We start from the raw sequence: 25487 nt of genomic DNA, 5'->3' as shown, positions 1-25487 counted from the left end.
AGGGGAAGACATGGCCGAGACGATCGAGGTGTCCGTCGATCCGCGCGGGGTCGCGTGGCTTACGCTGAACCGACCCGACAAGCACAACGCGATGAATGCCGCGATGATCGCGGAGTTGACCGAGGCCGCCGGGCGGCTTGGCCGCGACCCGGCTGTGCGTGTCGTGGTCCTTACCGGGACGGGGCGGTCCTTCTCGGCGGGCGGCGATCTTGCCTGGATGCAGGCGCAGATGAAGGCCGATGCCGCGACGCGGGCCCGCGAGGCGCGGAGCCTCGCCGAGATGCTGGGCGCGCTCGACCGGATGCCGAAACCCCTGATCGGCCGCGTGCAGGGGCAGGCCTTCGGGGGCGGTGTGGGCCTCATCTCCGTCTGCGACGTGGCGGTCGGGGCCGAGGGCGCGAAACTGGGTCTGACCGAGGTGCGCCTCGGGCTGATCCCGGCGACGATCGGCCCCTATGTCGTGGCGCGAATGGGCCCGGCGCGGGCGCGGCGGGTCTTCTTCTCGGGCCGGATCTTCGACGCGGGCGAAGCGGTGGACCTGGGGCTTCTGGCGAAGGCTGTCCCGCAGGAAGAGCTGGACGCGGCGGTCGAAGCGGAGATCCTGCCCTACCTCTCGGCCGCGCCGGGCGCCGTGGCGGCGGGCAAGCGGCTGGTGTCCGACCTCGGCGCACCGGTTGACGAGGCGCAGATCGCGATGACGATCGAGGCATTGGTCGCGCGGTGGGAAAGCGAGGAAAGCGAAGAGGGGATCGCGGCGTTCTTCGGCAAGCGCAAGGCGAACTGGGTGGAGTGAGCAGGTGCGATCATTCGTGCGAATGATCGGGGGGCTCTGCCCCCGCGCCTGGCGGCGCTCCCCCGGAGTTTTCGGCCAGGATGAAGCTGCGCGGATGGCGCGAGAACAAGGGAGCGAGACATGAAGGCAGTCTGGTACGAGCGGTTCGGACCCGCGGCGGACGTCCTGGTTCACGGCCAGATGGAGGCCCCGGCGCCGGGGCCGGGCGAGGTCCTGGTGCGGCTTCACGCCTCCGGCGTGAATCCCTCCGACGTGAAGCTTCGCGCCGGCGCAAGGCCCGGGGCGGTCATGGCCTTCCCGCGGGTGATCCCGCATTCGGACGGGGCGGGCGTGATCGAGGCGGTTGGCGACGGCGTCGATCCGGCGCGGGTCGGGGAACGCGTCTGGGTCTGGAACGCGTGCTGGCAGCGCGCCTTCGGCACGGCGGCCGAGTTCGTCGCGCTTCCCTCCGAGCAGGCGGTGCGGCTGCCCGACGGCACGTCCTTCGCGGCGGGGGCCTGTTTCGGCATTCCCGCGATGACGGCCTGGTATGCCGTCTGTGGCGACGGGCCGGTCGCGGGCCAGACGGTGCTGGTGACGGGAGGCGCGGGCACCGTCGGGCGCTATGCCGTGCAGATGGCGCGGGCCGCGGGCGCCCGGGTGATCGCCACCGTCTCCTCGGAAGAGAAGGGGCGTCATTCGACGGCTGAGGAGTGGATCAACTACCGCGAGACCGACGTGGCCGGGGCGGTGATGGAGATGACCTCGGGCGCGGGCGTGGACCGCATCGTCGAGGTCGATTTCGGCGCCAACCAGGCGACCGACCTCGCGCTCATCAAGCCGGGCGGCACGATCGCGGCCTATGCCTCGGCGGCCGAGATGGTCCCGCGGCTGGACTTCTACCCGTTCATGTTCAAGAACGCGCGGCTGCACATGCTGATCGTCTACCAGCTCGGCGGCGGCGTCCGCCGCGAGGGCGAACGGCAGCTGACGGCCTGGCTCGAGGCGGGCATCCTCTCGCATGCGGTGGTGCCGGGCGGCGGGCTTGCCGATTGCGCGGCGGCCCACGACCTCGTCGCCTCGGGCGCCAAGCTCGGGACGGTCGTGCTGGACATTTGACGCCTGCCTCGTGTTAGCCTGTCCACCGGGGGCGGCCGGGGAGGGCGCGGCCGCGAGGGAGGATGATGCACATGACAGGATACCCGAGCCTTCACGGCACGGTCGCGGTGGACGACGTCTCGATCACGGAGAAGCTTTTCGAGGGCCTTCTGGGGCGTGAAGAGGAGTCCGCGATCATCGACGGGCCCACGGGGCGGACGCTGACGGCCGGCGCGCTCATGGACCAGATCCGGCGGCTTGCGGGTGGATTGACGGAGCGCGGTGTCCTGCCGGGCGGCACGGTGGCGATCCTGGCGCCGAACCTGCCCGAATATCCCGTCGTATTCCACGGCGTGGCCTGGGGCGGGGGGACGGTGACCACGATCAACCCGACCTACACCGCGCCCGAGATCCGGCACCAGCTGGAGGATTCCGGCGCCGTCATGCTGGTGACGATCCCGATGTTCGAGGAGGTGGCGCGCACCGCCGCCGAGGGCACGTCGGTGCGCGACATCGTCCTGATCGGCGGCGAGAACGGCCTGTCGCTCGGCGATGTCATGGGCGCGCCGCTGGAGGCGCAGGCGCCGGTCGACCTCGGCGAGCACATCCTGGTCCTGCCCTATTCGAGCGGCACGACCGGCCGGCCCAAGGGCGTGATGCTGACCCATCGCAACCTCGTCGCCAACGTGCAGCAATCGGGCGCCGTGGCCGGGATCACGCCCGACGACGTGGCGATCGCCTTCTTGCCGTTCTTCCACATCTACGGGATGACGGTTCTGATGAACCTCTTCCTGCAGCAGCGGGCGAAGCTGGTGACCATGCCGCGCTTCGAGCTGGAGCTGTTCCTGCGGCTGATCCAGGACCATGGCGCCACGCGGCTATATATCGTGCCGCCTGTGGCGCTGGCGCTGGCCAAGCACCCGATGGTGGCCGAGTTCGACATGGCGAGCGTGAAGGAGGTCTTTTCGGGTGCGGCCCCTCTCGGCCCCGAGACCGAGGTCGCGGTGGGCGAGCGGCTGGGGGCGAGTTCCGTCCAGGGCTACGGCATGACCGAGATGAGCCCGATCAGTCACATGACCATCGGCGGCAACGTGCGCCACGGATCGAGCGGGCAGGCCGTGCCCTCGACCGAATGCCGGATCGTCGACCCCGCGACCCTGAAGGACCTGCCGCCCGGCGAGGAGGGAGAGCTCTGGGTGCGCGGGCCGCAGGTGATGAAAGGCTACCTCAACAACGCGCAAGCCACCGCCGAGACGCTGACGCCGGATGGCTGGCTCAGGACCGGGGACCTCGCCATCATCGATGCCGACGGGTTCATGTTCATCCGCGACCGGCTGAAGGAACTGATCAAGTACAAGGGCTTCCAGGTCGCCCCGGCCGAGGTGGAGGCCGCGTTGATCGCGCATCCGGGCATCGTGGACGCCGCCGTCATCGGCCGCCCCGACGAGGAGGCGGGCGAGGTGCCGGTGGCCTTCGTCGTCCGCGCGCCCGGGTCCGAGGTCACTGCGGAGGACCTGCATGCCCATTGCGAGGGCTGTCTTGCCCACTACAAGCATCCCGGCGAGTACCGCTTCGTCGACAGCGTGCCCAAATCGGCATCAGGCAAGATCCTCAGGCGCTACCTCAGGGATCAACTGGCGGCTTCGGGGTGATCCGGGCGCCGGGATCGCGGCGATTTCTCACAAAGCTCTGGTCAAGGGGCGGTTCCGCGACAGATGGTGCCCCGGGAGGCGAATCCATGCGCCACGCAATTTCCGGTTCGGTCGTTCTGATCGCCATGTCGATGCTTTCGGCCGCGCCCGCCGAGGCGACCGACATCGGCGAGGGCGCGGGCGCGCTGGACGGGCTGACCTTCGACACCCGGATGAGCGTCGCGGAGAACGGGGCGACCTACGATAGCCGTTTCTCCTTCCGCGACGGGCAATTCTACTCGGTCCGCTGCAACACTGCCTGCGACTTCGGATGGACGGAGTACGAGTCCTGGGAAGAAGACGGCGCGACGCATTTCTCGGTCGTGATGACCTGCTCGGAGGCGCCCCATACCGTGACATGGCAGGGCCGGGTCGTCGGCGACCGCGTCGAGGGAAGCGGCGTCTGGCGGACCGAGCGGTGGTATTGGACCGTTGTGCGCAACGCGGTTTACGACGGCGCGCTGGTCGAGGGTGACGCCACGCCCGGTCCCGCCCCCGTTCCCCCCCCCGTCCCCGCCGTCGACGGGTGAGCGGCCTCCAGATCGCGCTGCGGCTGGCGATCCTGCTGGTGGCGATCGTCTTCGCGACGTGGTTCGGTTCGCTCATCAAGGACCAGCTCGACATCATGGTGATGCCGGCCAACGAGATCGCCGTCCATCGCATGATCATGACCGGCACGGTCGCCTTCGTGATCCTGCTGGCCATCCCCTTCGTGCCGGGCGCCGAGATCGGCCTGACGATGCTGACGGTCTTCGGCGCGGCCATCGCACCGCTTGTCTACGGGGCTACGGTTCTGGCTTTGGTGCTGGCCTTCCTCGTCGGACGCCTCGTGCCCGAGCGATGGCTCATCGCCGGTCTCCGGGCGCTGAGGATGGAGCGGTCGGAACGTGCGCTCGGCGAGATGATGCGCCTCGAACCGGCGGCGCGGCTCGAGCGGATGATGGCGGGGGGATCGCCACGCCTTCTCCGGCTGGCGACGCGGTATCGCTACCTCGCGCTCATTCTCGCGATCAATCTGCCGGGCAACGTCGTCATCGGCGGCGGCGGTGGCATCGCCATGATGGCGGGGGCGAGCCGGCTCTTCTCGCCGGTCCCTTATGTCCTTTCGGTCATGCTGGCCGTCTCGCCCGTGCCGCTCGCGGTGATCCTGTTCGGGGCTTGAGGACGCAAGGCCCGTCGCGCGGGAAATCCCTCTTCCGGCCGAGGGTTCTTCCAATCCGCACGACGGTTGACCCAAGGTGAGCCACGTCCTGCCTCGGCACGCGGAAGCTGCGCCACCAAGGAAGAACTCGGCGTGACACGGGCCGGGGCGCTTGGCCGCCACCGGCAGGACGGCGACGCGGCGGGGTTGTCCCGCCGCATTCCTCGGGTCCGCCGCGACCGCTCAGAAACGCCCTGGGTAGCAGTGCATCATGCAGGTCACGTCCGCCTCGCTGGCAAAGGCCGCCATGTTCCGGTCGAGCATACCCATCACGAAATCGCGCCGGTCGCGGTCGGTGTCGGTTCCATCCACAGGGATGCTGCGGGACCGCCCGAACCGGGTGGCGAGCAGGTTGGCGAGCGGGGAGAAAAGTCCGGGACGTGCAGTTGGGGCGAACATGGGCGACCTCGTCGGTTGAAGTGTCCAGACCAGACTGCGCGCCTGCACGCGCCGCTGGTATCCGCGGGGGCGTTGTGCTGTTCTACAGAAATGAAGAGCCAAAGCTGGAACTGGTCCGACCTGCGCGTCTTTCTTGCGGTGCTCGACACCGGCTCGACATTGGCCGCTTCCAGGCGCCTCGGCATGGCGCAGCCCACGGTCGCCCGCCGCATCGACGCGCTGGAGCATGCCACCGGCTTGCGGCTGTTCGAGCGGGATACGCGCGGTGCGCAACCGACCTCGGCGGCGCGCGATCTGGAAGAGGCGGCGCGCGCGGTGGCCACTGCGATCGAGGCGCTGGAGGGTAAGGTGCAACGCTGCACCGGCGGGCAAAACCGGCCGATCCGCATCACCGCGCCCTCCGGCAATTTCTCGGACAACTTCGCGCGCACCCTGACCGAGTTCACCGAGCTGCATCCCGGCACGCACTTCGAGTTCGTGGCGAGCTACGACAGGCTGGACCTGATGGCCGGCGAAGCCGACGTCGCCATAAGGATAAGCACAAGCCCGGGCGACGACCGCCTGATCTGCCGCAAGATGACCGAGGCGACGGCGACGCTCTATGCCTCGCGGGGCTATGCCGAGCGGTATGGCCTGCCGGTCTCGGGCGACGATCTGGCCGGGCATCGGTTCGTGACCTATTCGGGACGGCTGGCCGAACAGCCGTTCTCGCGCTGGCTGGCCGCGCGCATCGCGCCGGACCAGATCGTTTCGCGCTGCGGCGAGCCCGAGTCGCTCTTCGCGGCGGTGAAGGCGGGCTTCGGGCTGGGGCCCATTCCGACAGGCATCGCCGAGGGGGACGGCACCCTTCTGGCCTGCTTTCCGCCGCCAGAGGGCACCGGCGTTCCCAGCTGGCTGGTGATCTCACCCGACGCCTGGGTGCGGCCGGAGGTGAAGGCCTTCGCAAGGTTCTTCGTGCCGCGGTTCCGATCCTATATCCGCAGACAGGGGTGAGGTGCGGTGCAGACGGGCGGAAGGCCCATGACCGTCCGACCTAGTCCTCGTTGCTCATGTCTTCCGCATCTTCGGCGAGGCCCTCGACGGTGACGTCTTCGGCGTCCTGTCGCTCGCGCTTGATCTTCGGCGCGCTCCGCTTCCATGCGCCGAGATGTGAGCGGACCTCTGTATGGAAATCAGGGACGATGGAGGTGGTGCGCCCTTCCTTCGAGGTGGTGGCCAGGACGGGGAAAAGGCGTGCGCGTTCGCCCTGTGCAAGTTCCGCGGGAAGCCTGTCGGCCATGGCATACCTCTTGAAATGAACTCAACGCATTCATCTGAAAGGATAAACCGTGGTCAGTCAACGAGAGTGTGCGCGGTCTCTACTGCCCGCGTGCCATCATCATCTCGTGCACGGCCGCCATGCCGCGGTCGGCCATGGCCGTGACCTCGGCGGCGTGGATGTGGAGTGCGGCGACCAGCTCGGGGTCCTCGGAGGTCTGGACGACCTCGATCCCTGCGTCGGTCATGGCGATCTCCGTCCTGAGTCTGTCGCCCCGCTCGAAAAAGATGTCGAGCGTCGGGCTCTGGATGAAGACCTGCGGATCGCGGCCTTCCTCGACGCGCCCGATCATCCCCGCCACATGGGAGGCGAGGGCGGCCATCACCATCGGGTTCTCCGAGCCCGTTACCGTGCGGATGCCGTCTGGCAGGGTCTCGACCGTCCGGGTGATCTCCGTGAAGTGGTGGAACATCACCATCATCTCGGCGCTTTCCTCGGGCGTCGCGTCGAGGCCGCGCAGGCCCGGCATCGTGGCCTCGTCATGCATCATCATTCCGCCCGCGCCGTGGCTGTGCATGCCCTGGCCCATTCCTCCCCCGCTCATCTGCGCGGGGGCGGCGAGGCTGCCGCCAAGCAGAAGCACGGCGGCGGGTAGGGCGGTGCGAAGGGGGCGTTTCATCTTCGGTGTCTCCGGGCTGGACCGACCCGCAGAATGCCGGTTTTCCGGCGGCAGGCAAATCACGTCTGTCGGTCCGCCGGCGGCCCCTATGCCGCAGCACCGCGTGTTGACCGCCCGGGGCGCGCGGCGTAGACCGGCATCCGACCGGACCTGCGCCCTTGCGGCGCCCGCCACCGAAGGCCCCACGGAGGACCCATGCAGGAGCTTCTGTCCAATTACGCCCCGATTATCGTCTTCCTTGCGTTGGCGATCGGGCTGGGCCTCGTGCTGATCCTCGCGGCGGTCGTGATCGCGGTGCGCAATCCCGACCCCGAGAAGGTGTCGGCCTACGAATGCGGCTTCAACGCCTTCGACGACGCGCGGATGAAGTTCGACGTGCGCTTCTACCTCGTGTCGATCCTGTTCATCATCTTCGACCTCGAGATCGCGTTCCTGTTCCCGTGGGCCGTGGCCTTCCCGGACATCTCGATGGCCGCCTTCTGGTCGATGATGGTCTTCCTTGCTGTTCTTACCGTGGGCTTCGCCTACGAGTGGAAGAAGGGTGCACTCGACTGGGAGTGAGTGCCTGGCCGCCGTTCCCTTCGATGTGCCCGTCGCCGAAGGCGGCGATCGCCTCGACAATGGGCAGCACGGTCCGGCACTATTCCGCCAGTTCGTAGTCGACCCGCCGGGGCCACGTGCCGTGGTCATGGCGCACCGCGAGGCCGTCGACCTCGAGCTGCCTCGGCGTCCGCACGAGGACGGCCTCGGAAATCCACGGCATCTCGCGGCGCTGCCCGCCGATGGCCCTTCGGGCGGCTTTTTCCGGGACCGCAAACCGCTCCCGTGGTAGCCTCCCCCGGAGCGCCGCGTCAGATGCGCGCGTGGCGTTGACCGCCGCGCCCCCGGGCCGTATCTCAGGGCGCGAACGACTGAAGGGAGCCGCCAATGGGCGTCGCCACCAATCCCAACCACGCGGGTTTCGATCGCGAGGTCGCCACCCAGACGCTGAACCGCGAACTGCAGGACAAGGGTTTCCTCGTCACTTCGACCGAGGACATCATCAACTGGGCGCGCACGGGCTCGCTGCACTGGATGACCTTTGGCCTCGCCTGCTGCGCGGTCGAGATGATGCACACCTCCATGCCGCGCTACGACCTCGAGCGCTTCGGCACCGCGCCGCGCGCGAGCCCGCGCCAGTCCGACCTGATGATCGTGGCCGGCACGCTGACGAACAAGATGGCCCCCGCGCTCCGCAAGGTCTACGACCAGATGCCCGAGCCGCGCTACGTGATCTCGATGGGGTCCTGCGCGAACGGCGGGGGCTACTACCACTACAGTTATTCCGTGGTGCGCGGCTGCGACCGGATCGTGCCGGTGGACCTCTACGTGCCGGGCTGCCCGCCGACGGCCGAGGCGCTGCTCTACGGCATCTTGCAGTTGCAGCGGAAGATCCGCCGCACGGGCACCATCACGCGCTGAAGCGGCGTCCGCGCCGCCCCGAGACCGGAGACGACCCCATGACCGAGGCCCTGCAAGAGCTGGCCGCCCATATCACCGAGAGGCAGCCCGACGCCGTTCTTGGGCATGTCGTGGCGAATGGCGAGCTGACCGTCGAGGTGGCGCTGGCCGAGCTTGCGCATTTCGTGGACTTCCTGAAGGCCGACCGCGCCTGCGCCTTCTCGACGCTGATCGACATCACCGCCGTCGACTGGCCGGAACGGGACCGCCGCTTCGACGTGGTCTACCACTTCCTCAGCATGTACCAGAACCATCGCATCCGTGTGAAAGCTGCGGTGCGCGAGGACGACGTGGTGCCCTCGATCACCGGCGTCCACCCCTCCGCCGGCTGGTACGAGCGGGAAGTCTACGACATGTTCGGCATCCTCTTTTCCGGCAATGCGGACCTGCGCCGCATCCTGACCGACTACGGCTTCCGCGGGCACCCGCTGCGAAAGGACTTCCCGACCACGGGCTACGTGGAAGTGCGCTACGACGAGGAGTTGAAGCGCGTCGTCTACGAACCCGTGACGCTGGTCCAGGAATACCGGCAGTTCGACTTCATGAGCCCCTGGGAAGGCGCCGAGTACATCCTGCCCGGCGACGAGAAGGCGGAAGGAGCCGCGAAATGATGGACGGCGCAACCCCGCACGAGGAAGCCTTGGAAGCCGTCGTCGCGGCCTATGGCGAGGCGGTCTACTTCGCCCGCGCCGAGGTGTTCGAGGACATGTGCCATGAGCGGTTCCAGATGACGCTCATCGACGGCGACGGGGCGACGTTCTGGGACAAGGCCGCCTATCTCGACCGCGTGCGCAGACGGTCCGCGTTTCCCGGGGAGGCGTCCTACGGTGTCTTCTCGATCGATGTCGCGGGCGACGAGATCGCGCGCGCGCATCTCTGGGTCGATGTGCCGCCCCTGCGCTACGAGGATCACCTCGGCTTCGTGAAGGTGGACGGGCAGTGGAAGCTGCTCACCAAGGTATTCCGGACCATGGGTCCGGCGCTGGAGGCAAAGGCATGATGGACGGGGACATCCGGCGGGACCGCTACGACGACGGCTCGACCGACGCGCAGACGCCCGAGCAGCGGATCCGCAACTTCAACATCAACTTCGGCCCCCAGCACCCGGCGGCACATGGCGTGCTGCGCCTCGTGCTGGAGCTCGACGGCGAGATCGTGGAGCGCTGCGACCCGCATATCGGGCTCCTTCACCGCGGCACCGAAAAGCTGATGGAGAGCCGGACCTACCTCCAGAACCTGCCCTATTTCGACCGGCTCGACTACGTCGGCACGATGAACCAGGAACACGCCTGGTGCCTCGTGATCGAGAAGCTGACGGGCGTGGAGGTTCCGCGCCGGGCGCAGCTGATCCGCGTGCTCTATTGCGAGATCGGGCGCATCCTGAACCACCTTCTCAACGTCACGACGCAGGCCATGGACGTCGGCGCGCTGACCCCGCCGCTCTGGGGCTTCGAGGAGCGTGAGAAGCTGATGATCTTCTACGAGCGGGCCTCGGGCGCGCGTCTCCACGCGGCCTATTTCCGGCCCGGCGGCGTCCACCAGGACCTGCCGCCCGACCTGATCGACGACATCGACGCTTGGGCCGAGGCCTTCCCGGCGATCCTGCAGGACATCGACGACCTGCTGACCGAGAACCGGATCTTCAAGCAGCGCAATGTCGATATCGGCGTCGTGTCGGAGGAGGACATCCAGAACTGGGCGTTCTCTGGCGTGATGGTCCGCGGCTCGGGGCTCGCCTGGGACCTGCGCCGCGCGCAGCCCTACGAGTGCTACGACGAGTTCGACTTCAAGATCCCCGTGGGCAAGAACGGCGATTGCTACGACCGCTACCTCTGCCGGATGGCGGAGATGCGGGAATCGATCCATATCATCAAGCAGGCCTGCGAAAAGCTGCGCCTGCCCGAGAACCAGGGCGACGTGCTGGCTCGCGGCAAGATCACGCCACCCTCGCGCGCCGACATGAAGACCTCGATGGAAGCGCTGATCCATCACTTCAAGCTCTACACCGAGGGCTTCCACGTCCCCGAGGGCGAGATCTACTGCGCCGTGGAGGCCCCAAAGGGCGAATTCGGCGTCTACCTCGTGGCGGACGGCACCAACAAGCCCTACCGCGCGAAACTCCGCGCACCGGGTTTCCCGCATCTGCAGGCGATGGACTACATGTGCCGCGGCCACCAGTTGGCGGACGTCTCGGCGATCCTGGGCTCGCTGGACATCGTGTTCGGTGAGGTCGACCGGTGACGCGCACGGCCGGGATGATCCTCGTCCCCATCCTCTGCACGCTGATTGCGGGTGCTGCCGGCGCGCGCGAGCCCGAGCATCCGGGCGCGGCGCTTGCCGACGCGATCGAGGCCGGCGATTGCCTGTTCCGCTTTTCGGACGTGGGCCGCATCGTGCGCGAGACCGCGCTCGAGGCGACGGAGATCTTGCCGATGGCGATGGCTCTGCGCGAGAGCGGCTACCTTGTCGACGAGGGGCAGAACGTCCAGCGCCTTGTGAACTGGGGCGCCTGCACGGCCGGGTGACGGCCCCGGCCGCCGTCACCATGACGTCGCCCGCGGTATCCTGACGGACCGGGAGCGCGGGCGCGGCGACCCCGGACCAAAGTCGGCGCCGCGCGATCCGCGCCGGCCGGTGTGCAAACCGACGCATGGACAGTGCCGCACCGATCTGGCAGCAGGGGGCCGTCAGGAACCACACGGGACCCGCCATGCTGCGCCGCCTCCACCCCGAGCAACCCGAGAGCTTCGCCTTCACGCCCGCCAACCAGGCCTGGGCCGAGGCGCAGATCACCAAGTATCCCGAGGGCCGGCAGGCTTCGGCGATCATCCCGCTTCTGTGGCGCGCGCAGGAGCAGGAGGGCTGGCTGACCCGCCCCGCGATCGAGCACGTCGCCGACATGCTCGGCCTCGCGCATATCCGGGCGCTCGAAGTCGCGACATTCTACTTCATGTTCCAGCTCGCGCCCGTGGGTTCTGTCGCCCATGTCCAGATCTGCGGCACGACGTCGTGCATGATCTGCGGGGCGGAGGACCTGATCGCCGTCTGCCAGGACAAGATCGCGCCGCGCGCTCACCAGCTGTCCGCCGACGGCAAGTTCAGCTGGGAAGAGGTCGAGTGCCTCGGCGCCTGCGCCAACGCGCCGATGGCCCAGATCGGCAAGGATTACTACGAGGACCTGACGACCGAGAAACTCGCGTGGATCCTTGACGAGATGGCGGCCGGCCGCGTGCCGACGCCGGGCCCGCAGAACGGACGCTACGCATCGGAACCCGCGGGTGGGCTGACATCGCTCAAGGACCACGAGGCCGGGCGCGACCCGCTCAACGCCTCGGCGCGGCTGGCGACCGACATCGGCGACACGATCAAGCGGATCGACGGGAGCGAGGTGCCGCTTCTGGCGCCCTGGGGCCGGCAATCGGGCGGCGACGTCGCCCTGGCCGAGCGCCCCGCCGCTGCCGCGAAACCGGCCCCGAAAGCCGAGCCGAAGGCCGAGAAGAAGACCGCCCCCGCCGCCGCCCCCGAGGCGGTTGCGGTCGAGGAGGCCGCTCCCGAGCAGCTCACTGCGCCGCGCGGCGGACAGGCCGACGACCTCAAGCGCATCTCGGGCGTGGGTCCAAAGCTCGAAGGGCTTCTGAACGAGATGGGCTTCTGGCATTTCGACCAGATCGCCGCCTGGACCCCGGCCGAGGTCGCCTGGGTCGATGCCCGCCTCAAGTTCAAGGGCCGGATCGAGCGCGACGGCTGGATCGCGCAGGCCCGTGCCCTCGCCGACGGCGCCTGAGGCGCCCAATGTCGAAAATGTCGCGGAAGGCCCGGCTCGACCGGGCCTTTTTCATGGCTATTTCCCCCTGAAAGCAAAATGATTTCAGGGAATTGACATGAACGGAACACTCACTTTCCGCCGCTTCGCGGCGGTCGTTGCCGTATGGACCATCGCGGCGATCCTCGGTCTGACGGTGGCCCTCGTGGCGGTCGGGGCGCTGGGGCTCTGGGTTGCGATCGGGGCGATCGCGGGACTGGGGACGACGATTGTCGGCGGCTGGTTCGGGCAATTGCTCTTCGTCACGGACTTCGACGCGCTCCTTGCCGAGAAGGTCGCCGCAAGGGCGAGGGCGCACAAGCGCGGCGATATGTCCTAAAGGGGAGAGACAAACCCTCCGGCTGTGGTTAAGAATACCGAAAACAGCAACACGTCGGGGAGAGAGACATGGCTTCCAACACCGAGGGATTGATCTGCGCGGCTGTAAGCTGGGGGGTTGCGCTGGTGGCAGGCGCGATCGCCGCGGCAGTGCTCATGGTTCTGGGCGGATGGACCTTGCTGCAGGCCGCCTTCGTCGGCCTCATCGTCTTCATCGCGCTTGGCGCGCTGCTGTCCTTGACCATGTGCAGGCCTCTCGGCCCGCCCGCCAGCCAGACGGCATCCAAACCGGCGCGGGCGCATGCTCCGGCCGCGGCGCCCGCCGCTCCGGCAGCCCACGCGGCTCCGGCAGCCGCACCTGCACCCGCCCCGGCGCCGGCCCCTGAGCCAGCCCCCGCGCCAGCGGCCACCGAAGCCTCCGGTCCCGGCACTCGTCCTGCGGCGCTTGATGGCCCGCGCGACGGCGGCGCGGACGATCTCAAGCGGATCAAGGGCATCGGCCCCAAGCTGGAAAAACTCTGCAACAGCCTCGGCTTCTGGCATTTCGACCAGATCGCCGAGTGGACCGCCGACGAGGTGGCATGGGTCGACCAGAACCTCGAGGGCTTCAAGGGCCGGGTGACCCGCGACAGCTGGGTGGCGCAGGCCCGGCTCCTGGCCTCGGGCGGTGAGACCGAATTTTCGCAGCGAGTCGACAAGGGTGATGTATACTGATCCTCGGGAGGGTGTGTGACACGACCTGAGGAGAAGGGTATGAAACTCGCCGAAGACCTGTGGCTGCGCGGCCGGGCCGCGCAAGCCTCGATGATGCAGCTGTTTGCCTACAATACCGCCTTCGCGGGAACCGCGACGCTCCAGGCCTGGAAACTGGGCCTGTCGGCGCCGGTCGGCTTCTGGACGGCGGTGGGCCGTGCAGGTGGCGCCGCGAACGAGGGCGTCGCAATCCCCGCGCCCAGTCTGGCGCCCGCGGCATCGCCCGCCCGACCCAGGCGGGCGAAAGCGGCGACGCCGCCGAAGTCCGGACGCGCGACCAAGCCCCGGCCGCCCGCCGCGCCCGAACCGGTCCTCGCCCCGGTTCCCGATCCGGTGGATCTCGGCCCGAGCCCGCACCTGCTCGATGCCCCGCGCGGCGGCATGGCTGACGACCTGACGGCCCTCAAGGGCGTGGGCGCGAAGCTCGCCGCGTCGCTGAACGAGTTCGGCATCTACCACTTCGACCAGATCGCGAACCTCGACGATGAAGGGATCGCTTGGCTGAACGAGCAGCAGAACGGCTTCAAGATGATCGCCGCGCGCTACGATCTCGTGGGCCAGGCAAGGGCGAAGGCCGCGACCTGACGCGATGTCGCCGGCATGGGCGCGCGGGGGATTGTTCCCCGCCCGCCCTCCGCGCTAGGCAGGGTCCGACCGAAACCCGGACCCCGCCATGGCCCAGCGACCCCGAAAACCGATCCCCGAAGAGGAACGCCGCCGCGTCCGTCAGATCCGCCTTGCCGCGATCGTCATGGCCGCGACCATGGTTCTATGGGTCGCCGGGCAGTTCATCGGCGGGCAGCTCGGCCTGCCCGTGCGCTTCGCGTTCCTTCTCGACCTTGCGGCGATTGCCGCACTGGTCTGGGCGCTCGTCGTGACCTATTGGGTATGGAAAGAACGCCGCCGGTCGTGACCGGCCATCCAGCCGCCCCACCGGACCGGGGCAGGAGAGAGTGACTATGCTGCAGGACAAAGACCGGATCTTCACCAACATCTACGGCATGCATGACCGCACGCTTTCCGGCGCGAAGGCCCGCGGCCATTGGGACGGGACGAAGGACCTGATCGGTCTGGGCCGCGACAAGATCGTGGAGATCATGAAGGCCTCGGGCCTGCGCGGTCGCGGCGGCGCGGGCTTCCCCACCGGTCTCAAATGGTCGTTCATGCCCAAGGAATCCGACGGCCGCCCCTCCTATCTCGTGGTCAATGCCGACGAGAGCGAACCCGGCACCTGCAAGGACCGGGAGATCATGCGCAACGACCCCCACACGCTGGTCGAGGGGTGCCTGATCGCCTCCTTCGCGATGGGGGCGCATGCCTGCTACATCTACATCCGCGGCGAATACATCCGCGAAAAGGAGGCCCTGCAGGCCGCCATCGACGAGGCTTATGACGCGGGGCTTCTGGGCAAGAACGCGGCCGGGTCCGGCTGGGACTTCGACCTTTACCTGCACCACGGCGCGGGCGCCTACATCTGCGGCGAGGAAACGGCGCTTCTCGAAAGCCTGGAGGGCCGCAAGGGCATGCCGCGCATGAAGCCGCCATTCCCTGCGGGTGCCGGCCTCTATGGCTGCCCGACGACCGTCAACAACGTCGAGAGCATCGCGGTCGTGCCGACGATCCTGCGCCGCGGGGCCGAGTGGTTCGCCTCCTTCGGCCGTCCGAACAACGCGGGCACCAAGCTTTTTGCGATCTCGGGGCATGTGAACAACCCCTGCGTGGTGGAAGAGGCCATGTCGATCACCTTCGAGGAGCTGATCGAGACCCATTGCGGCGGCATTCGCGGCGGGTGGGACAACCTCAAGGCGGTGATCCCCGGCGGCTCTTCGGTGCCCTGCATCCGGGGCGAGCACATGCGCGAGGCGATCATGGACTTCGATTACCTGCGCGAGCAGCGCTCGGGCCTCGGCACCGCGGCGGTGATCGTGATGGACAAGTCCACCGACATCATCAAGGCGATCTGGCGGCTGTCGAAGTTCTACAAGCACGAAAGCTGCGGCCAGTGCACGCCCTGCCGCGAAGGCACGGGCTGGATGATGCGGGTCATGGACCGGCTGGTGCGCGGCGAGGCGCAGGTAGAGGAAATCGACATGCTGCTCGACGTGACCAAGCAGGTCGAGGGCCACACGATCTGCGCGCTCGGCGACGCGGCGGCCTGGCCGATCCAGGGCCTCATCCGCAATTTCCGCGACGAGATCGAGGACCGCATCCGCGTGAAGCGCGGCGGCAGCGTCGAGATCGCGGCGGAGTAGGGTGCGTGCCGTTCTTCGATGATCTGTCCATGTTCAGCTGGGGCGGCTTGCCCTGGATGAACAAGGTCTTCTGCGTCATCGGCGCCGTGGCCGGAACGGGCATCGGCGGCTGGATCGGTTATGGCACGGGCGGGGTGATAAGTGCGGTCGTCGGCGGGGTCACGGGCGGCTTCGTCGGGCTTGGCGCCGGAATGCTCCTGTCGGGTATCCTTCTCTACCTCTTCATTTTTCTCGTCGTCGTGCTGATCATCTTCGGCTGGGAATGGTTGATGGGCCTGCTCGGATCGTGACGGCCCGCCACCTCGCGCAGCTGAACGTCGGCCGCCTCGTGGCACCCCCGGACGATCCCCGCGTGGCGGAGTTCATGGGTGCGCTCGACAAGGTCAACGGGATCGCCAAGCGCAGCCCCGGCTTCGTCTGGATGATGGAAGGCTCGGGCGAGCCGGGCACCGGCAACACCGAGAACACCATCGGCGACGATCCACGGTTTGTGGCGAACCTGACCGTCTGGGAAAGCCTCGCGGATCTCGAACATTTCGTGTGGAACACGGTTCACCGGCAGTTCTACCAGCGCCGCGCAAAGTGGTTCGAGGTGCTGGGCCGGCAGCATTTCGTCATGTGGTGGATCGCACCGGGCCACCGCCCGACACTGGACGAAGCCTTGGAACGGCTGGCGCATCTGCGGGCCAATGGCGCAAGCGCGCATGCCTTCGACTGGGTTTACGCGGGCGACCATGCAACTTGACAAACGGGTGCCGCGGCGACGTGAATCGGCCCGCAAGCCGGGAGAGAGCCCATGTGCCACGGACACGTCGACCTCAGGACCATCGAGCGCGAGGTGCAGGACCGTCTGCGCGCCGTGAAACCCGCCGTGACCCCATCAGGGGACGAGGCGGACAGCCTCCCGCCGACGCGCGTGCCCGGCTGGCTCGGACGCCTTGCCCGTACGGGCGCCGCGCTTGCATCCCTTCGCCCGGTGCGCGGGACATGACCGTTCAACCGCAGGGCCATCACCTCGCCCATTTCAACTGGGCCACGCTGGTGGCCGACCTCGACGATCCGCGGGTGGCGCCGTTCGTGAACGCCGTCGAGAAGGTGAACGCGATCGCCGAGCGCAGCGCCGGGTTCGTCTGGCGCAGCGGCGACGAATCCGCGTTCGCGGTGGCGGCGGGGTGGCCGCTCTTCGTCGACAACCCGCGCATCATCGCCTCCTTCTCGGTCTGGGAACGGCCCGAGGATTTCCGGGCCTTCGTCTACAAGACCGTCCACGGCGCGTTCTACCGGCGGGGGCATGAATGGTTCGAACCCGAGGCATCGCGGGGCTATGTCCTGTGGTGGGTGCCGGAGGGCCATGTCCCGGGCATCGCGGAGGCCCGCGACCGGGTCGAACGCCACCGCGCACAGGGTGCGGGACCCGACGCCTTCGATATTGCGTGGCTTGAGGCGCAGGCGGCCTGAGCCCGCGCCTGGCGTCGGCAGGCGCACCGGCGAAGATGCGCCTGCCATGGGCGGAACTTCGCGCCGTCGGAGGGTAAGATGGGCAGGATTGCGTGCGTGTTATTGAATGACAGCGCGCCGCCGGTCAGATCTCCCTCAGGCAGACCCCGCGAACGGGCGGGGGGACGGGAAAGGAAGAACCGAAATGAAAGCGGAAATCGCGACGGTCTGGGCCTGTGTTCTTGTGGTCGTCTTTGCACTGGCCACCAGTGCGGGGTCGGCCCGCGCGGATCAGTGGGAGGCGCTGCGCAACGACGAGCGCGTGCACAACGGGCTTCTGATGATCGCCATCGGGCGGCACATCGAGCTGACATGTCCCACCATCGAGCGGCGCACGATCGCCGCGGGCGCATTCCTCCTCGGGCTGGCCAATCACGCGATGTCGCTGGGCTACAGCCGCGCCGAGGTGACGGATTACGTCGAGGACGACACCGAGCAGGAGCGCATCATCGCCATCGCCCGGCAGTACTTCGCGGACCGGGGCGTGGCCTCGCTCGAGGACGTTGAAGGGGCCTGCCGGGTGGGGCGCGACGAAATTACCGCCGGGTCGCAGATTGGCAGGCTGCTCCGGGAGGGTTAGAAGGCGGGTCAAACGCGTGAGCCTGCGGACAGTCCGGCAAGCCAGACCTTGCCGTCCGCAGGCCAACCGGAAGGACCGCACCCAATGAGCGACCTGCGCAAGATCGTCATCGACGGACGCGAGATCGAGGTCGATCCCGCGATGACCCTGATCCAGGCCTGCGAGGTCGCGGGCATCGAGATCCCGCGCTTCTGCTACCACGAGCGGCTGTCGATCGCCGGCAATTGCCGGATGTGCCTGGTCGAGGTCGTGGGCGGTCCGCCGAAGCCGGCCGCCTCCTGCGCCATGCAGGTGCGCGACCTGCGCCCCGGCCCGGAAGGCCAGCCGCCGGTCGTCAAGACCAACTCGCCCATGGTCAAGAAGGCGCGCGAAGGGGTGATGGAGTTTCTCCTGATCAACCACCCGCTCGACTGCCCGATCTGCGACCAGGGCGGCGAATGCGACCTGCAGGACCAGGCGATGGCCTATGGCGTCGATTTTTCCCGCTACCGCGAGCCGAAGCGCGCGGTGGAGGACCTGAACCTCGGCCCGCTCGTCGAGACGCACATGACGCGCTGCATCTCCTGCACCCGCTGCGTCCGCTTCATCACCGAGGTCGCGGGCATGCCGGAAATGGGCCAGACGGGCCGTGGCGAGGATGCCGAAATCACCTCCTATCTCGGGCGCACGCTCGAATCGGAGATGCAGGGCAACATCGTCGACCTCTGCCCCGTGGGCGCGCTGACGAACAAACCCTACGCCTTCACCGCCCGCCCGTGGGAGCTGACCAAGACCGAGACCATCGACGTGATGGACGCGCTGGGGTCGAACATCCGCGTGGACACCAAGGGCCGCGAAGTCATGCGCATCCTGCCCCGCAACCATGACGGGGTGAACGAGGAATGGCTCGCCGACCGCTCGCGTTATGTCTGGGACGGCCTGCGCCGCCAGCGCCTCGACCGTCCGTATATCCGCGAGAACGGCAAGTTGCGCCCCGCGAGCTGGGGCGAGGCGATGAAGGCCGCCGCGGGCAAGATCAGGTCGGCGAAGAAGCTCACGGGCCTTGTCGGTGACCTGGCCCCGGCCGAAGCCGTCTTTGCGCTGAAACAGCTCGTCGAGGGGCAGGGCGGTTCGGTGGAGTGCCGCACCGACGGCGCGAAGCTGCCCGCGGGCAACCGCTCGGCCTATGTCGGTACCGCGGCGATCGAGGATATCGACGCGGCCCAGTATATCATGCTGATCGGGACCAACCCGCGCGTCGAGGCGCCGGTCCTGAACGCGCGCATCCGCAAGGCCTGGGCGCGCGGCGCCAACGTGGGCCTGATCGGGCCCGCCGCGGACCTGACCTACGAGGTTTCGCACATGGGCACCGACCGTGCGGCACTGGCCGATCTGGCCGCGCGCGATTTCGGCGCGGTGCGCGATGTGCCCTCGGTCGTGATCGTGGGGCAGGGCGCGCTGCGCGAGGCCGATGGCGAAGCGGTCCTGGCCCATGCCATGCAGGTGGCCGAGAAGACGGACAGCAAGCTTCTGATCCTCCATACCGCCGCGGCCCGCGTGGGCGCGATGGACCTGGGCGCCGTCACCGAGGGCGGGCTGACCGCCGCGGTGGATGGCGCGGACGTGATCTGGAACCTCGGCGCCGACGAGGTCGAGATCGCCCCTGGCGCCTTCGTGATCTACCAGGGCAGCCATGGCGACCGTGGCGCGCACCGCGCCGACGTCATCCTGCCCGCCGCCGCCTACACAGAGGAGGCGGGCCTCTTCGTCAACACCGAAGGCCGCCCGCAGCTCGCCTTCCGCGCGAGCTTTCCGCCGGGCGAGGCGCGGGAGAACTGGGCCATCCTGCGCGCCCTGTCGGCCGAGATCGGCGCAACGCAGCCCTGGAACACCCTCGCGGAGCTCCGCCGCGGGCTCGTCGCCGCGGTGCCGCATCTGGGTGCGGTGGACGAGGTTGCCGAGAACGAATGGCAGGGCCTTCCCGCCGCGCCGATGGGAAAGGCGGACTTCGTGTCGGCCATCGCCGACCACTACCTCGTCAACCCGATCGCACGGGCGAGTGCGCTGATGGCCGAGCTCAGCGCGGCGGCGCGGGCGCGGGCCGCGGCCCCTCTCGCGGCGGAGTGATCCGGCTTGGCCGCCCGAACGACAGCGACCGCCCTGTCGGCGGGCGTCCTGCCCATGATCCTCGCGGCGTGCCAGCCGGCGCCGGAGCCATCCGCCGTCCCTGATCGCGCGGTGCGTTACGGGGGGGTCGAGACGCGGCTTCTGGACGACGAGATCGTGAACCTGACGGTGCGGATGACGGGGCCCGCGACGGGCGACGACCTGATCGCCTACACGCGCTGCGCCGCCGCGCAATACGCGCTGATCCGGGGCTACGGCTTTGCGCGACATGTGCGCACAAATGTGTACGAAGAGGGTGGCGTTCGGGCCGCGGATGCGGTTTACACCGTCTCGCCGACGCTCCCGCGGGGGTTGCAGACGATCGACGCCGAAGTGACGGTGGCGGACTGCGCCGAGCAAGGCATACCGACGGTTTGAGGACGACCCATGGACGGCTTCTTTTCGACCACTCCGGGGCTGATCGTGACCCTCGCGGCACAAAGCCTGCTGGTCATCGGCTTCGTGATGATCTCGCTGCTGTTCCTCGTCTACGGCGACCGCAAGATCTGGGCCGCGGTCCAGATGCGTCGCGGGCCGAACGTGGTGGGGGCCTTCGGGCTCCTGCAGACGGTGGCCGACGCGCTCAAGTACGTGGTGAAGGAAGTCGTGATCCCGGCGGGCGCGGACCGGCCGGTCTTCATGCTGGCGCCGATGACGTCCTTCGTGCTGGCGATGATCGCCTGGGCGGTGATCCCGTTCAACGACGGCTGGGTGCTGGCCGACATCAACGTCGCCATCCTCTATGTCTTCGCCGTCTCCTCGCTCGAGGTCTACGGCGTGATCATGGGCGGCTGGGCGTCGAACTCGAAATATCCGTTCCTCGGCTCGCTCCGGTCGGCGGCGCAGATGATCTCCTACGAGGTCTCCATCGGCCTCATCATCGTGGGCGTCATCATCTCCACCGGCTCGATGAACTTCGGCGCAATCGTGAACGCGCAGGATACGGGATACGGGCTGTTCGGCTGGTACTGGCTGCCGCATCTGCCGATGGTGGTGCTGTTCTTCGTCTCCGCGCTGGCCGAAACGAACCGCCCGCCCTTCGACCTGCCCGAGGCGGAATCGGAACTCGTGGCCGGCTACCAGGTGGAGTACTCCTCCACGCCGTTCCTTCTGTTCATGGCCGGCGAATACATCGCCATCTTCCTGATGTGCGCGCTGATGACGCTCCTGTTCTTCGGCGGCTGGCTTTCGCCCATCCCCTTCATCCCCGACAGCCCGCTGTGGATGGTGGCGAAGATGGCGCTCTTCTTCTTCCTCTTCGCGATGGTGAAGGCCGTGGTGCCCCGCTACCGCTACGATCAGCTTATGCGGATCGGCTGGAAGGTGTTCCTTCCCATGTCGCTGGCCTGGGTGGTGATCGTGGCCTTCCTCGCGAAGTTCGAGGTGTTCGGCGGCTTTTACGCCCGTTGGGCGATCGGAGGCTGACATGACCCAGATCGACTGGACCCGCGCCACGAAGTACTTCCTGATGCAGGACATGCTGAAGGGGCTCGCCCTTGGGCTGAAGTACTTCTTCGCGCCCAAGGTGACGGTGAACTACCCGCACGAGAAGGGGCCGCTTTCCCCGCGTTTCCGGGGCGAGCATGCGCTGCGCCGCTATCCCAACGGCGAGGAACGCTGCATCGCCTGCAAGCTCTGCGAGGCGATCTGCCCGGCGCAGGCCATCACCATCGACGCCGAACCGCGCGAGGACGGCAGCCGCCGGACCACGCGCTACGACATCGACATGACGAAGTGCATCTACTGCGGCTTCTGCCAGGAGGCGTGCCCGGTCGATGCCATCGTCGAGGGCCCGAACTTCGAATTCGCCACCGAGACCCGCGAGGAGCTGTTCTACGACAAGGCCAAGCTTCTGGAGAACGGCGACCGCTGGGAGGCCGAGATCGCCCGCAACCTCGAACTGGATGCGCCCTACCGATGACCGACAATTCCCAGAACCCGTTCGAAGCGCTGTTCCGCCAGACCCAGGAGATGGCCCAGGAATGGGTCAAGGCCGTGAACCCCGCCATGGCGAGCTTCAACATGGCGAACATGGACAAGCTCTGGCCGACGGTGCCCTCGGAGATGCTCGAGGCCTTCCTGGGCAAGCAGTTCAATCCCGAGGGGCTGGACGCGAAGACGCGGCTTCTGCTGACGCTGCAGGGCCTGACGATCCAAGGCGCCGTCGCCGAGGCGCAGATCCGCCTGACCGTGCGCCACGCGATCGAGGCGGGCGCGACCAAGCAGGAAGTGGCCGAGGCCATCGCCATGGCCGCCATGTTCGGCGGCGTGCCCGCGATGAACAAGGCCATGGAACTGGCACAGCAGGCCATCGAGGCCGCGGAGGAGTGAGATGACGGTCGCCGATTTCGCCTTCTACATGTTCGCGCTGCCGGTGGTGATCGGCGGGCTTCTGACCGTGACGGCGAAGAACCCGGTTCACTCGGTCCTGTGGCTGATCCTCGCCTTCCTGTCGGCGGCGGGCCTCTTCGTCCTTCTGGGCGCGGAGTTCGTCGCGATGCTTCTGGTCATCGTCTACGTGGGCGCGGTCGCGGTCCTGTTCCTCTTCGTCGTGATGATGCTCGACGTCGATTTCGCCGGGCTGAAGGCGGAGATGGCGAAATACGTTCCGCTCGGCGGGCTGATCGGCGTCGTGCTCCTGATGCAGCTCGTGCTGGCTTACGGAAGCTGGACCTTCTCCGACGGGATCGACGCGCGGCTCGGCAATCCCGCGCCGCCGCTTTCCGAGGCGCACAACACCGAGGCGCTGGGCCTCATCCTGTACGACCGGTATTTCCTGCTGTTCCAGCTTTCGGGCCTGATCCTGCTGGTGGCGATGGTGGGCGCGATCGTTCTGACGCTGCGGCACCGCGCTGACATCAAGCGGCAGGACGTGCTGGCGCAGATGTACCGCGACCCGGCCAAGGCGATGGAACTGAAGGACGTGAAACCGGGGCAGGGTCTCTAGGCGCCTCCCCCGGCCTCCGCGCGCGCGGAGACCCGGACACGACCGCGGCCAACCGCGGCACGATACGAACGACCATGGGGGCGTGGCCCCCGGAGGGACGACATGACGATCGGTCTTGAACACTACCTGACGGTGGCGGCGACGCTCTTCGTCATCGGGATCTTCGGCATCTTCCTGAACCGGAAGAACGTCATCATCATCCTGATGTCGATCGAGCTGATGCTTCTGTCGGTGAACATCAACCTCGTTGCCTTCTCCTCCTTCCTCGGCGACCTCACGGGACAGGTCTTCACCCTGTTCATCCTGACCGTCGCCGCGGCCGAGGCCGCCATCGGCCTTGCGATCCTCGTCTGCTTCTTCCGCAACCGCGGCACCATCGCGGTCGAAGACGTCTCGAACATGAAGGGCTGAGAGAGCCATGGAAACCATTCTCCTCTTTGCCCCACTGGTCGGCGCGATCATCTGCGGTTTCACCTGGCGGCTCATCGGCGAACAGGCGGCCTGCGCGGTGGCGACGGGTCTTCTGTTCCTCGCCATGGTGCTGAGCTGGGTCGTCTTCCTGACGTTCGACGGCGTGACCGAGACGCGCAGCCTCTTCACCTGGATCGAGAGCGGGACGCTCTTCACCGACTGGGCGATCCGGATCGACCGACTGACGGCGATCATGCTGATCGTCATCACCTCGGTCTCGGCGCTCGTGCACCTGTATTCCTTCGGCTACATGGCGCATGACGACAACTTCAAGGAGGGCGAGAGCTACCGGCCGCGCTTCTTCGCGTACCTGTCGTTCTTCACCTTCGCCATGTTGATGCTGGTGACGGCCGACAACCTCCTGCAGCTCTTCTTCGGCTGGGAAGGGGTTGGCGTCGCCTCCTACCTCCTGATCGGATTCTATTACCGCAAGCCCTCGGCGGGTGCCGCAGCGATGAAGGCCTTCATCGTCAACCGGGTCGGCGACTTCGGCTTTCTCCTGGGGATCTTCGCGATCTTCTGGATGGCGGACTCGATCCAGTTCGACGTGATCCTGCCCATGGGGGCCGAGTTCGCGGAGATGACGATCACCTTCCTCGGGATGGAACTGAACGCCGCCGAGACGATCGCCTTCCTTCTCTTCATCGGCGCGATGGGCAAGTCGGCGCAGCTTCTGCTGCACACCTGGCTGCCGGACGCGATGGAAGGCCCGACGCCGGTCTCGGCCCTGATCCACGCGGCGACCATGGTGACGGCCGGTGTCTTCCTCGTCTGCCGCATGTCGCCGATCATCGAATACGCGCCCATGGCGGGCAACTTCATCATCATCATCGGCGCGACGACCGCCTTCTTCGCGGCGACGGTCGGCCTCGTGCAGAACGACATCAAGCGCGTGATCGCCTATTCGACCTGCTCGCAGCTGGGCTACATGTTCGTGGCGGCAGGCGTCGGCGTCTACTCGGTGGCGATGTTCCACCTCTTCACCCACGCCTTCTTCAAGGCGATGCTGTTTCTCGGCGCGGGCTCGGTCATCCACGCGATGCACCACGAGCAGGACATGCGGAACTACGGCGGTCTGAGAAAGAAGATCCCCTACACGTTCTGGGCCATGATGATCGGGACGCTCGCCATCACGGGCGTCGGCATTCCCACGACCTATCTCGGCTTCGCGGGCTTCTTCTCGAAGGATGCCGTGGTCGAAAGCGCCTATGCCTTCGGCGGGGACCTGGGGTCTTTCGCCTTCTGGGCGCTGATCATCGCGGCGGTCTTCACCAGCTTCTATTCCTGGCGGCTGATCTTCCTGACCTTCTTCGGCGAGGCGCGGGGCAACAGGCACACCCACGAGCACGCCCATGAAAGCCCCTGGACGATGCTGGCCCCCCTCGGCGTTCTTGCCGTCGGCGCGGTCTTCGCGGGCGTCGTCTGGTACAACTCCTTCTTCGGCAAGACCGACCAGGTCGCCACGTTCTTCGGCGTCGAGTACGCGGATGCCTATGCCGAGGGCGGGCACGGAGACGAAGCGGCCGCCGGCACGCATGGCGAGGCCGCGGCCGATACCCATGGCGAAGCGGCCGCAGACACGCATGGCGGGGAAGCCGCGGCGGCGGAGGGCCACGGGTCCGACCACCACTACGTCTTCACCAGCCCGCCCGGCGAGGGCGCGATCCATGCCGCCCCCGACAACGACGTGCTGAACGAGGCGCATTACGTGCCGCTCTGGGTGAAGTGGAGCCCCTTCGCGGCCATGATCCTCGGCTTCCTGACGGCGGTCTGGTTCTACATTCTCGATCCCACTGCACCCAAGCGCCTCGCGGCGAGCCAGCGGCCGCTGTACAACTTCCTTCTGAACAAGTGGTACTTCGACGAGGCCTACGACTTCCTCTTCGTGCGGCCCGCGCGGTGGCTCGGCCGGTTCCTGTGGAAGGGCGGCGACGGCGCGGTGATCGATGGCGGGATCAACGGGCTCGCCATGGGGATCATCCCCTTCTTCACCCGCACGCTGAACCGGGCGCAGTCCGGCTACATCTTCCATTACGCCTTCGCGATGGTGGTCGGGATCGTTGTCCTGATCACCTGGGCAAGCCTGAGCGCCGGGGGCTGAGA

Annotated in this window: 35 protein-coding genes; 31 read left to right on the top strand and 4 right to left on the bottom strand. The window is 67.6% G+C overall.

The features are described from left to right. Positions 1 to 10 precede the first annotated feature (10 nt). The 5 genes from N8I71_RS17425 (at position 11) to N8I71_RS17405 (ending at position 4723) form a co-directional block, all read left to right on the top strand. Positions 11 to 793, top strand: coding sequence for a crotonase/enoyl-CoA hydratase family protein (locus N8I71_RS17425; RefSeq protein WP_262879297.1), 783 nt, complete (start codon positions 11 to 13; stop codon positions 791 to 793). Positions 794 to 913: 120 nt separating this feature from the next. Continuing rightward, positions 914 to 1891: an NADPH:quinone reductase gene (locus tag N8I71_RS17420; protein WP_262879296.1), complete on the top strand. Its 978-nt coding sequence runs from the start codon at positions 914 to 916 to the stop codon at positions 1889 to 1891. 71 nt (positions 1892 to 1962) lie between these two features. Beyond that, positions 1963 to 3522 carry an AMP-binding protein gene (locus tag N8I71_RS17415; RefSeq protein ID WP_262879295.1) on the top strand — a complete coding sequence of 520 codons (1560 nt, stop codon included), beginning with the start codon at positions 1963 to 1965 and terminating at the stop codon, positions 3520 to 3522. An 86-nt stretch (positions 3523 to 3608) separates the two neighbouring features. Beyond that, on the top strand, positions 3609 to 4091 hold the full coding sequence (locus N8I71_RS17410) for a hypothetical protein (RefSeq protein WP_262879294.1): 483 nt from the start codon (positions 3609 to 3611) through the stop codon (positions 4089 to 4091). Then, positions 4088 to 4723, top strand: coding sequence for a hypothetical protein (locus tag N8I71_RS17405; protein ID WP_262879293.1), 636 nt, complete (start codon positions 4088 to 4090; stop codon positions 4721 to 4723). The genes N8I71_RS17410 and N8I71_RS17405 overlap by 4 nt, the downstream gene beginning before the upstream one ends. A gap of 222 nt (positions 4724 to 4945) precedes the next feature. Here the strand turns inward: N8I71_RS17405 and N8I71_RS17400 are convergent, their stop codons facing one another. After that, on the bottom strand, positions 4946 to 5161 hold the full coding sequence (locus N8I71_RS17400; protein ID WP_262879292.1) for a hypothetical protein: 216 nt from the start codon (positions 5159 to 5161) through the stop codon (positions 4946 to 4948). 90 nt (positions 5162 to 5251) lie between these two features. Between N8I71_RS17400 and N8I71_RS17395 the strand changes: the two genes are divergently transcribed. Then, the gene (locus N8I71_RS17395) at positions 5252 to 6154 is read left to right on the top strand and encodes a LysR family transcriptional regulator (protein WP_262879291.1); all 903 of its coding nucleotides are present in this window, start codon (positions 5252 to 5254) and stop codon (positions 6152 to 6154) included. 40 nt (positions 6155 to 6194) lie between these two features. On the opposite strand, the gene N8I71_RS17390 is transcribed toward N8I71_RS17395, so the two are convergent. Both N8I71_RS17390 and N8I71_RS17385 read right to left on the bottom strand, forming a co-directional pair. Further along, the gene (locus tag N8I71_RS17390) at positions 6195 to 6440 is read right to left on the bottom strand and encodes a hypothetical protein (RefSeq protein WP_262879290.1); all 246 of its coding nucleotides are present in this window, start codon (positions 6438 to 6440) and stop codon (positions 6195 to 6197) included. 79 nt (positions 6441 to 6519) lie between these two features. Then, positions 6520 to 7098 (bottom strand): hypothetical protein, encoded by a 579-nt coding sequence (locus N8I71_RS17385; protein ID WP_262879289.1) that lies wholly within the window; start codon positions 7096 to 7098, stop codon positions 6520 to 6522. Positions 7099 to 7293: 195 nt separating this feature from the next. Between N8I71_RS17385 and N8I71_RS17380 the strand changes: the two genes are divergently transcribed. Next, positions 7294 to 7659, top strand: a complete 366-nt coding sequence (locus tag N8I71_RS17380; protein ID WP_262879288.1) for an NADH-quinone oxidoreductase subunit A — start codon at positions 7294 to 7296, stop codon at positions 7657 to 7659. A gap of 79 nt (positions 7660 to 7738) precedes the next feature. Here the strand turns inward: N8I71_RS17380 and N8I71_RS17375 are convergent, their stop codons facing one another. After that, on the bottom strand, positions 7739 to 7861 hold the full coding sequence (locus N8I71_RS17375; protein WP_262879287.1) for a winged helix-turn-helix transcriptional regulator: 123 nt from the start codon (positions 7859 to 7861) through the stop codon (positions 7739 to 7741). A gap of 164 nt (positions 7862 to 8025) precedes the next feature. Here N8I71_RS17375 and N8I71_RS17370 point away from each other — a divergent pair, with 164 nt between their 5' ends. The 24 genes from N8I71_RS17370 to nuoL all read left to right on the top strand — a co-directional run bounded on the left by N8I71_RS17370 (position 8026) and on the right by nuoL (position 25485). Beyond that, positions 8026 to 8559 carry a NuoB/complex I 20 kDa subunit family protein gene (locus N8I71_RS17370; RefSeq protein WP_262879286.1) on the top strand — a complete coding sequence of 178 codons (534 nt, stop codon included), beginning with the start codon at positions 8026 to 8028 and terminating at the stop codon, positions 8557 to 8559. Positions 8560 to 8597: 38 nt separating this feature from the next. Further along, a complete protein-coding gene (locus N8I71_RS17365) occupies positions 8598 to 9209 on the top strand; it encodes an NADH-quinone oxidoreductase subunit C (protein WP_262879285.1) in 612 nt (203 codons plus the stop codon). Beyond that, positions 9206 to 9598, top strand: a complete 393-nt coding sequence (locus tag N8I71_RS17360; protein WP_262879284.1) for a nuclear transport factor 2 family protein — start codon at positions 9206 to 9208, stop codon at positions 9596 to 9598. Before N8I71_RS17365 ends, N8I71_RS17360 begins: the two co-directional genes overlap by 4 nt. Next, positions 9595 to 10839: an NADH-quinone oxidoreductase subunit D gene (locus N8I71_RS17355; protein WP_262879283.1), complete on the top strand. Its 1245-nt coding sequence runs from the start codon at positions 9595 to 9597 to the stop codon at positions 10837 to 10839. The genes N8I71_RS17360 and N8I71_RS17355 overlap by 4 nt, the downstream gene beginning before the upstream one ends. Then, positions 10836 to 11123 (top strand): hypothetical protein, encoded by a 288-nt coding sequence (locus N8I71_RS17350; protein WP_262879282.1) that lies wholly within the window; start codon positions 10836 to 10838, stop codon positions 11121 to 11123. Before N8I71_RS17355 ends, N8I71_RS17350 begins: the two co-directional genes overlap by 4 nt. A gap of 185 nt (positions 11124 to 11308) precedes the next feature. After that, the gene (nuoE, locus tag N8I71_RS17345; RefSeq protein ID WP_262879334.1) at positions 11309 to 12382 is read left to right on the top strand and encodes an NADH-quinone oxidoreductase subunit NuoE; all 1074 of its coding nucleotides are present in this window, start codon (positions 11309 to 11311) and stop codon (positions 12380 to 12382) included. Between the two features lie 97 nt (positions 12383 to 12479). Continuing rightward, positions 12480 to 12740, top strand: coding sequence for a hypothetical protein (locus N8I71_RS17340; RefSeq protein WP_262879281.1), 261 nt, complete (start codon positions 12480 to 12482; stop codon positions 12738 to 12740). 68 nt (positions 12741 to 12808) lie between these two features. Beyond that, positions 12809 to 13453: an NADH:ubiquinone oxidoreductase gene (locus tag N8I71_RS17335; RefSeq protein WP_262879280.1), complete on the top strand. Its 645-nt coding sequence runs from the start codon at positions 12809 to 12811 to the stop codon at positions 13451 to 13453. Between the two features lie 39 nt (positions 13454 to 13492). Further along, positions 13493 to 14077, top strand: a complete 585-nt coding sequence (locus N8I71_RS17330) for a hypothetical protein (RefSeq protein WP_262879279.1) — start codon at positions 13493 to 13495, stop codon at positions 14075 to 14077. A gap of 88 nt (positions 14078 to 14165) precedes the next feature. Continuing rightward, complete coding sequence (locus N8I71_RS17325; protein ID WP_262879278.1) at positions 14166 to 14405, top strand: DUF5337 domain-containing protein; 240 nt, start codon at positions 14166 to 14168, stop codon at positions 14403 to 14405. A gap of 46 nt (positions 14406 to 14451) precedes the next feature. Next, complete coding sequence (gene nuoF, locus N8I71_RS17320; RefSeq protein WP_262879277.1) at positions 14452 to 15744, top strand: NADH-quinone oxidoreductase subunit NuoF; 1293 nt, start codon at positions 14452 to 14454, stop codon at positions 15742 to 15744. A gap of 5 nt (positions 15745 to 15749) precedes the next feature. Then, positions 15750 to 16034 (top strand): hypothetical protein, encoded by a 285-nt coding sequence (locus N8I71_RS17315; RefSeq protein ID WP_262879276.1) that lies wholly within the window; start codon positions 15750 to 15752, stop codon positions 16032 to 16034. Next, the gene (locus N8I71_RS17310) at positions 16031 to 16489 is read left to right on the top strand and encodes a DUF3291 domain-containing protein (protein ID WP_406676216.1); all 459 of its coding nucleotides are present in this window, start codon (positions 16031 to 16033) and stop codon (positions 16487 to 16489) included. Before N8I71_RS17315 ends, N8I71_RS17310 begins: the two co-directional genes overlap by 4 nt. Positions 16490 to 16540: 51 nt before the next feature. Continuing rightward, positions 16541 to 16735: a hypothetical protein gene (locus N8I71_RS17305; RefSeq protein WP_262879274.1), complete on the top strand. Its 195-nt coding sequence runs from the start codon at positions 16541 to 16543 to the stop codon at positions 16733 to 16735. Next, entirely contained in the window at positions 16732 to 17202 is a 471-nt protein-coding gene (locus N8I71_RS17300) for a DUF3291 domain-containing protein (protein WP_262879273.1), read from the top strand. The genes N8I71_RS17305 and N8I71_RS17300 overlap by 4 nt, the downstream gene beginning before the upstream one ends. 184 nt (positions 17203 to 17386) lie before the next feature. After that, the gene (locus N8I71_RS17295) at positions 17387 to 17821 is read left to right on the top strand and encodes a DUF5333 domain-containing protein (RefSeq protein ID WP_262879272.1); all 435 of its coding nucleotides are present in this window, start codon (positions 17387 to 17389) and stop codon (positions 17819 to 17821) included. 84 nt (positions 17822 to 17905) lie between these two features. Continuing rightward, on the top strand, positions 17906 to 19927 hold the full coding sequence (nuoG, locus tag N8I71_RS17290; RefSeq protein ID WP_262879271.1) for an NADH-quinone oxidoreductase subunit NuoG: 2022 nt from the start codon (positions 17906 to 17908) through the stop codon (positions 19925 to 19927). Positions 19928 to 19981: 54 nt separating this feature from the next. Next, on the top strand, positions 19982 to 20344 hold the full coding sequence (locus tag N8I71_RS17285; protein WP_262879333.1) for a hypothetical protein: 363 nt from the start codon (positions 19982 to 19984) through the stop codon (positions 20342 to 20344). 9 nt (positions 20345 to 20353) lie between these two features. Then, the gene (gene nuoH, locus N8I71_RS17280; protein WP_262879270.1) at positions 20354 to 21391 is read left to right on the top strand and encodes an NADH-quinone oxidoreductase subunit NuoH; all 1038 of its coding nucleotides are present in this window, start codon (positions 20354 to 20356) and stop codon (positions 21389 to 21391) included. Between the two features lies 1 nt (position 21392). Continuing rightward, positions 21393 to 21887, top strand: coding sequence for an NADH-quinone oxidoreductase subunit NuoI (gene nuoI, locus N8I71_RS17275; RefSeq protein WP_262879269.1), 495 nt, complete (start codon positions 21393 to 21395; stop codon positions 21885 to 21887). Beyond that, complete coding sequence (locus N8I71_RS17270; RefSeq protein ID WP_262879268.1) at positions 21884 to 22297, top strand: carboxymuconolactone decarboxylase family protein; 414 nt, start codon at positions 21884 to 21886, stop codon at positions 22295 to 22297. The genes nuoI and N8I71_RS17270 overlap by 4 nt, the downstream gene beginning before the upstream one ends. Position 22298: 1 nt before the next feature. Continuing rightward, complete coding sequence (locus N8I71_RS17265) at positions 22299 to 22913, top strand: NADH-quinone oxidoreductase subunit J (RefSeq protein ID WP_262879267.1); 615 nt, start codon at positions 22299 to 22301, stop codon at positions 22911 to 22913. A 102-nt stretch (positions 22914 to 23015) separates the two neighbouring features. After that, on the top strand, positions 23016 to 23324 hold the full coding sequence (gene nuoK, locus N8I71_RS17260) for an NADH-quinone oxidoreductase subunit NuoK (protein ID WP_262879266.1): 309 nt from the start codon (positions 23016 to 23018) through the stop codon (positions 23322 to 23324). Positions 23325 to 23331: 7 nt separating this feature from the next. Further along, the gene (gene nuoL / locus N8I71_RS17255) at positions 23332 to 25485 is read left to right on the top strand and encodes an NADH-quinone oxidoreductase subunit L (protein ID WP_262879265.1); all 2154 of its coding nucleotides are present in this window, start codon (positions 23332 to 23334) and stop codon (positions 25483 to 25485) included. Positions 25486 to 25487: the final 2 nt, after the last annotated feature.

The organism is Roseicyclus sediminis (assembly GCF_025515305.1).
Taxonomy (GTDB): domain Bacteria; phylum Pseudomonadota; class Alphaproteobacteria; order Rhodobacterales; family Rhodobacteraceae; genus Roseibacterium; species Roseibacterium sediminis.
This window is presented reverse-complemented; position numbering and strand designations above follow the sequence as displayed.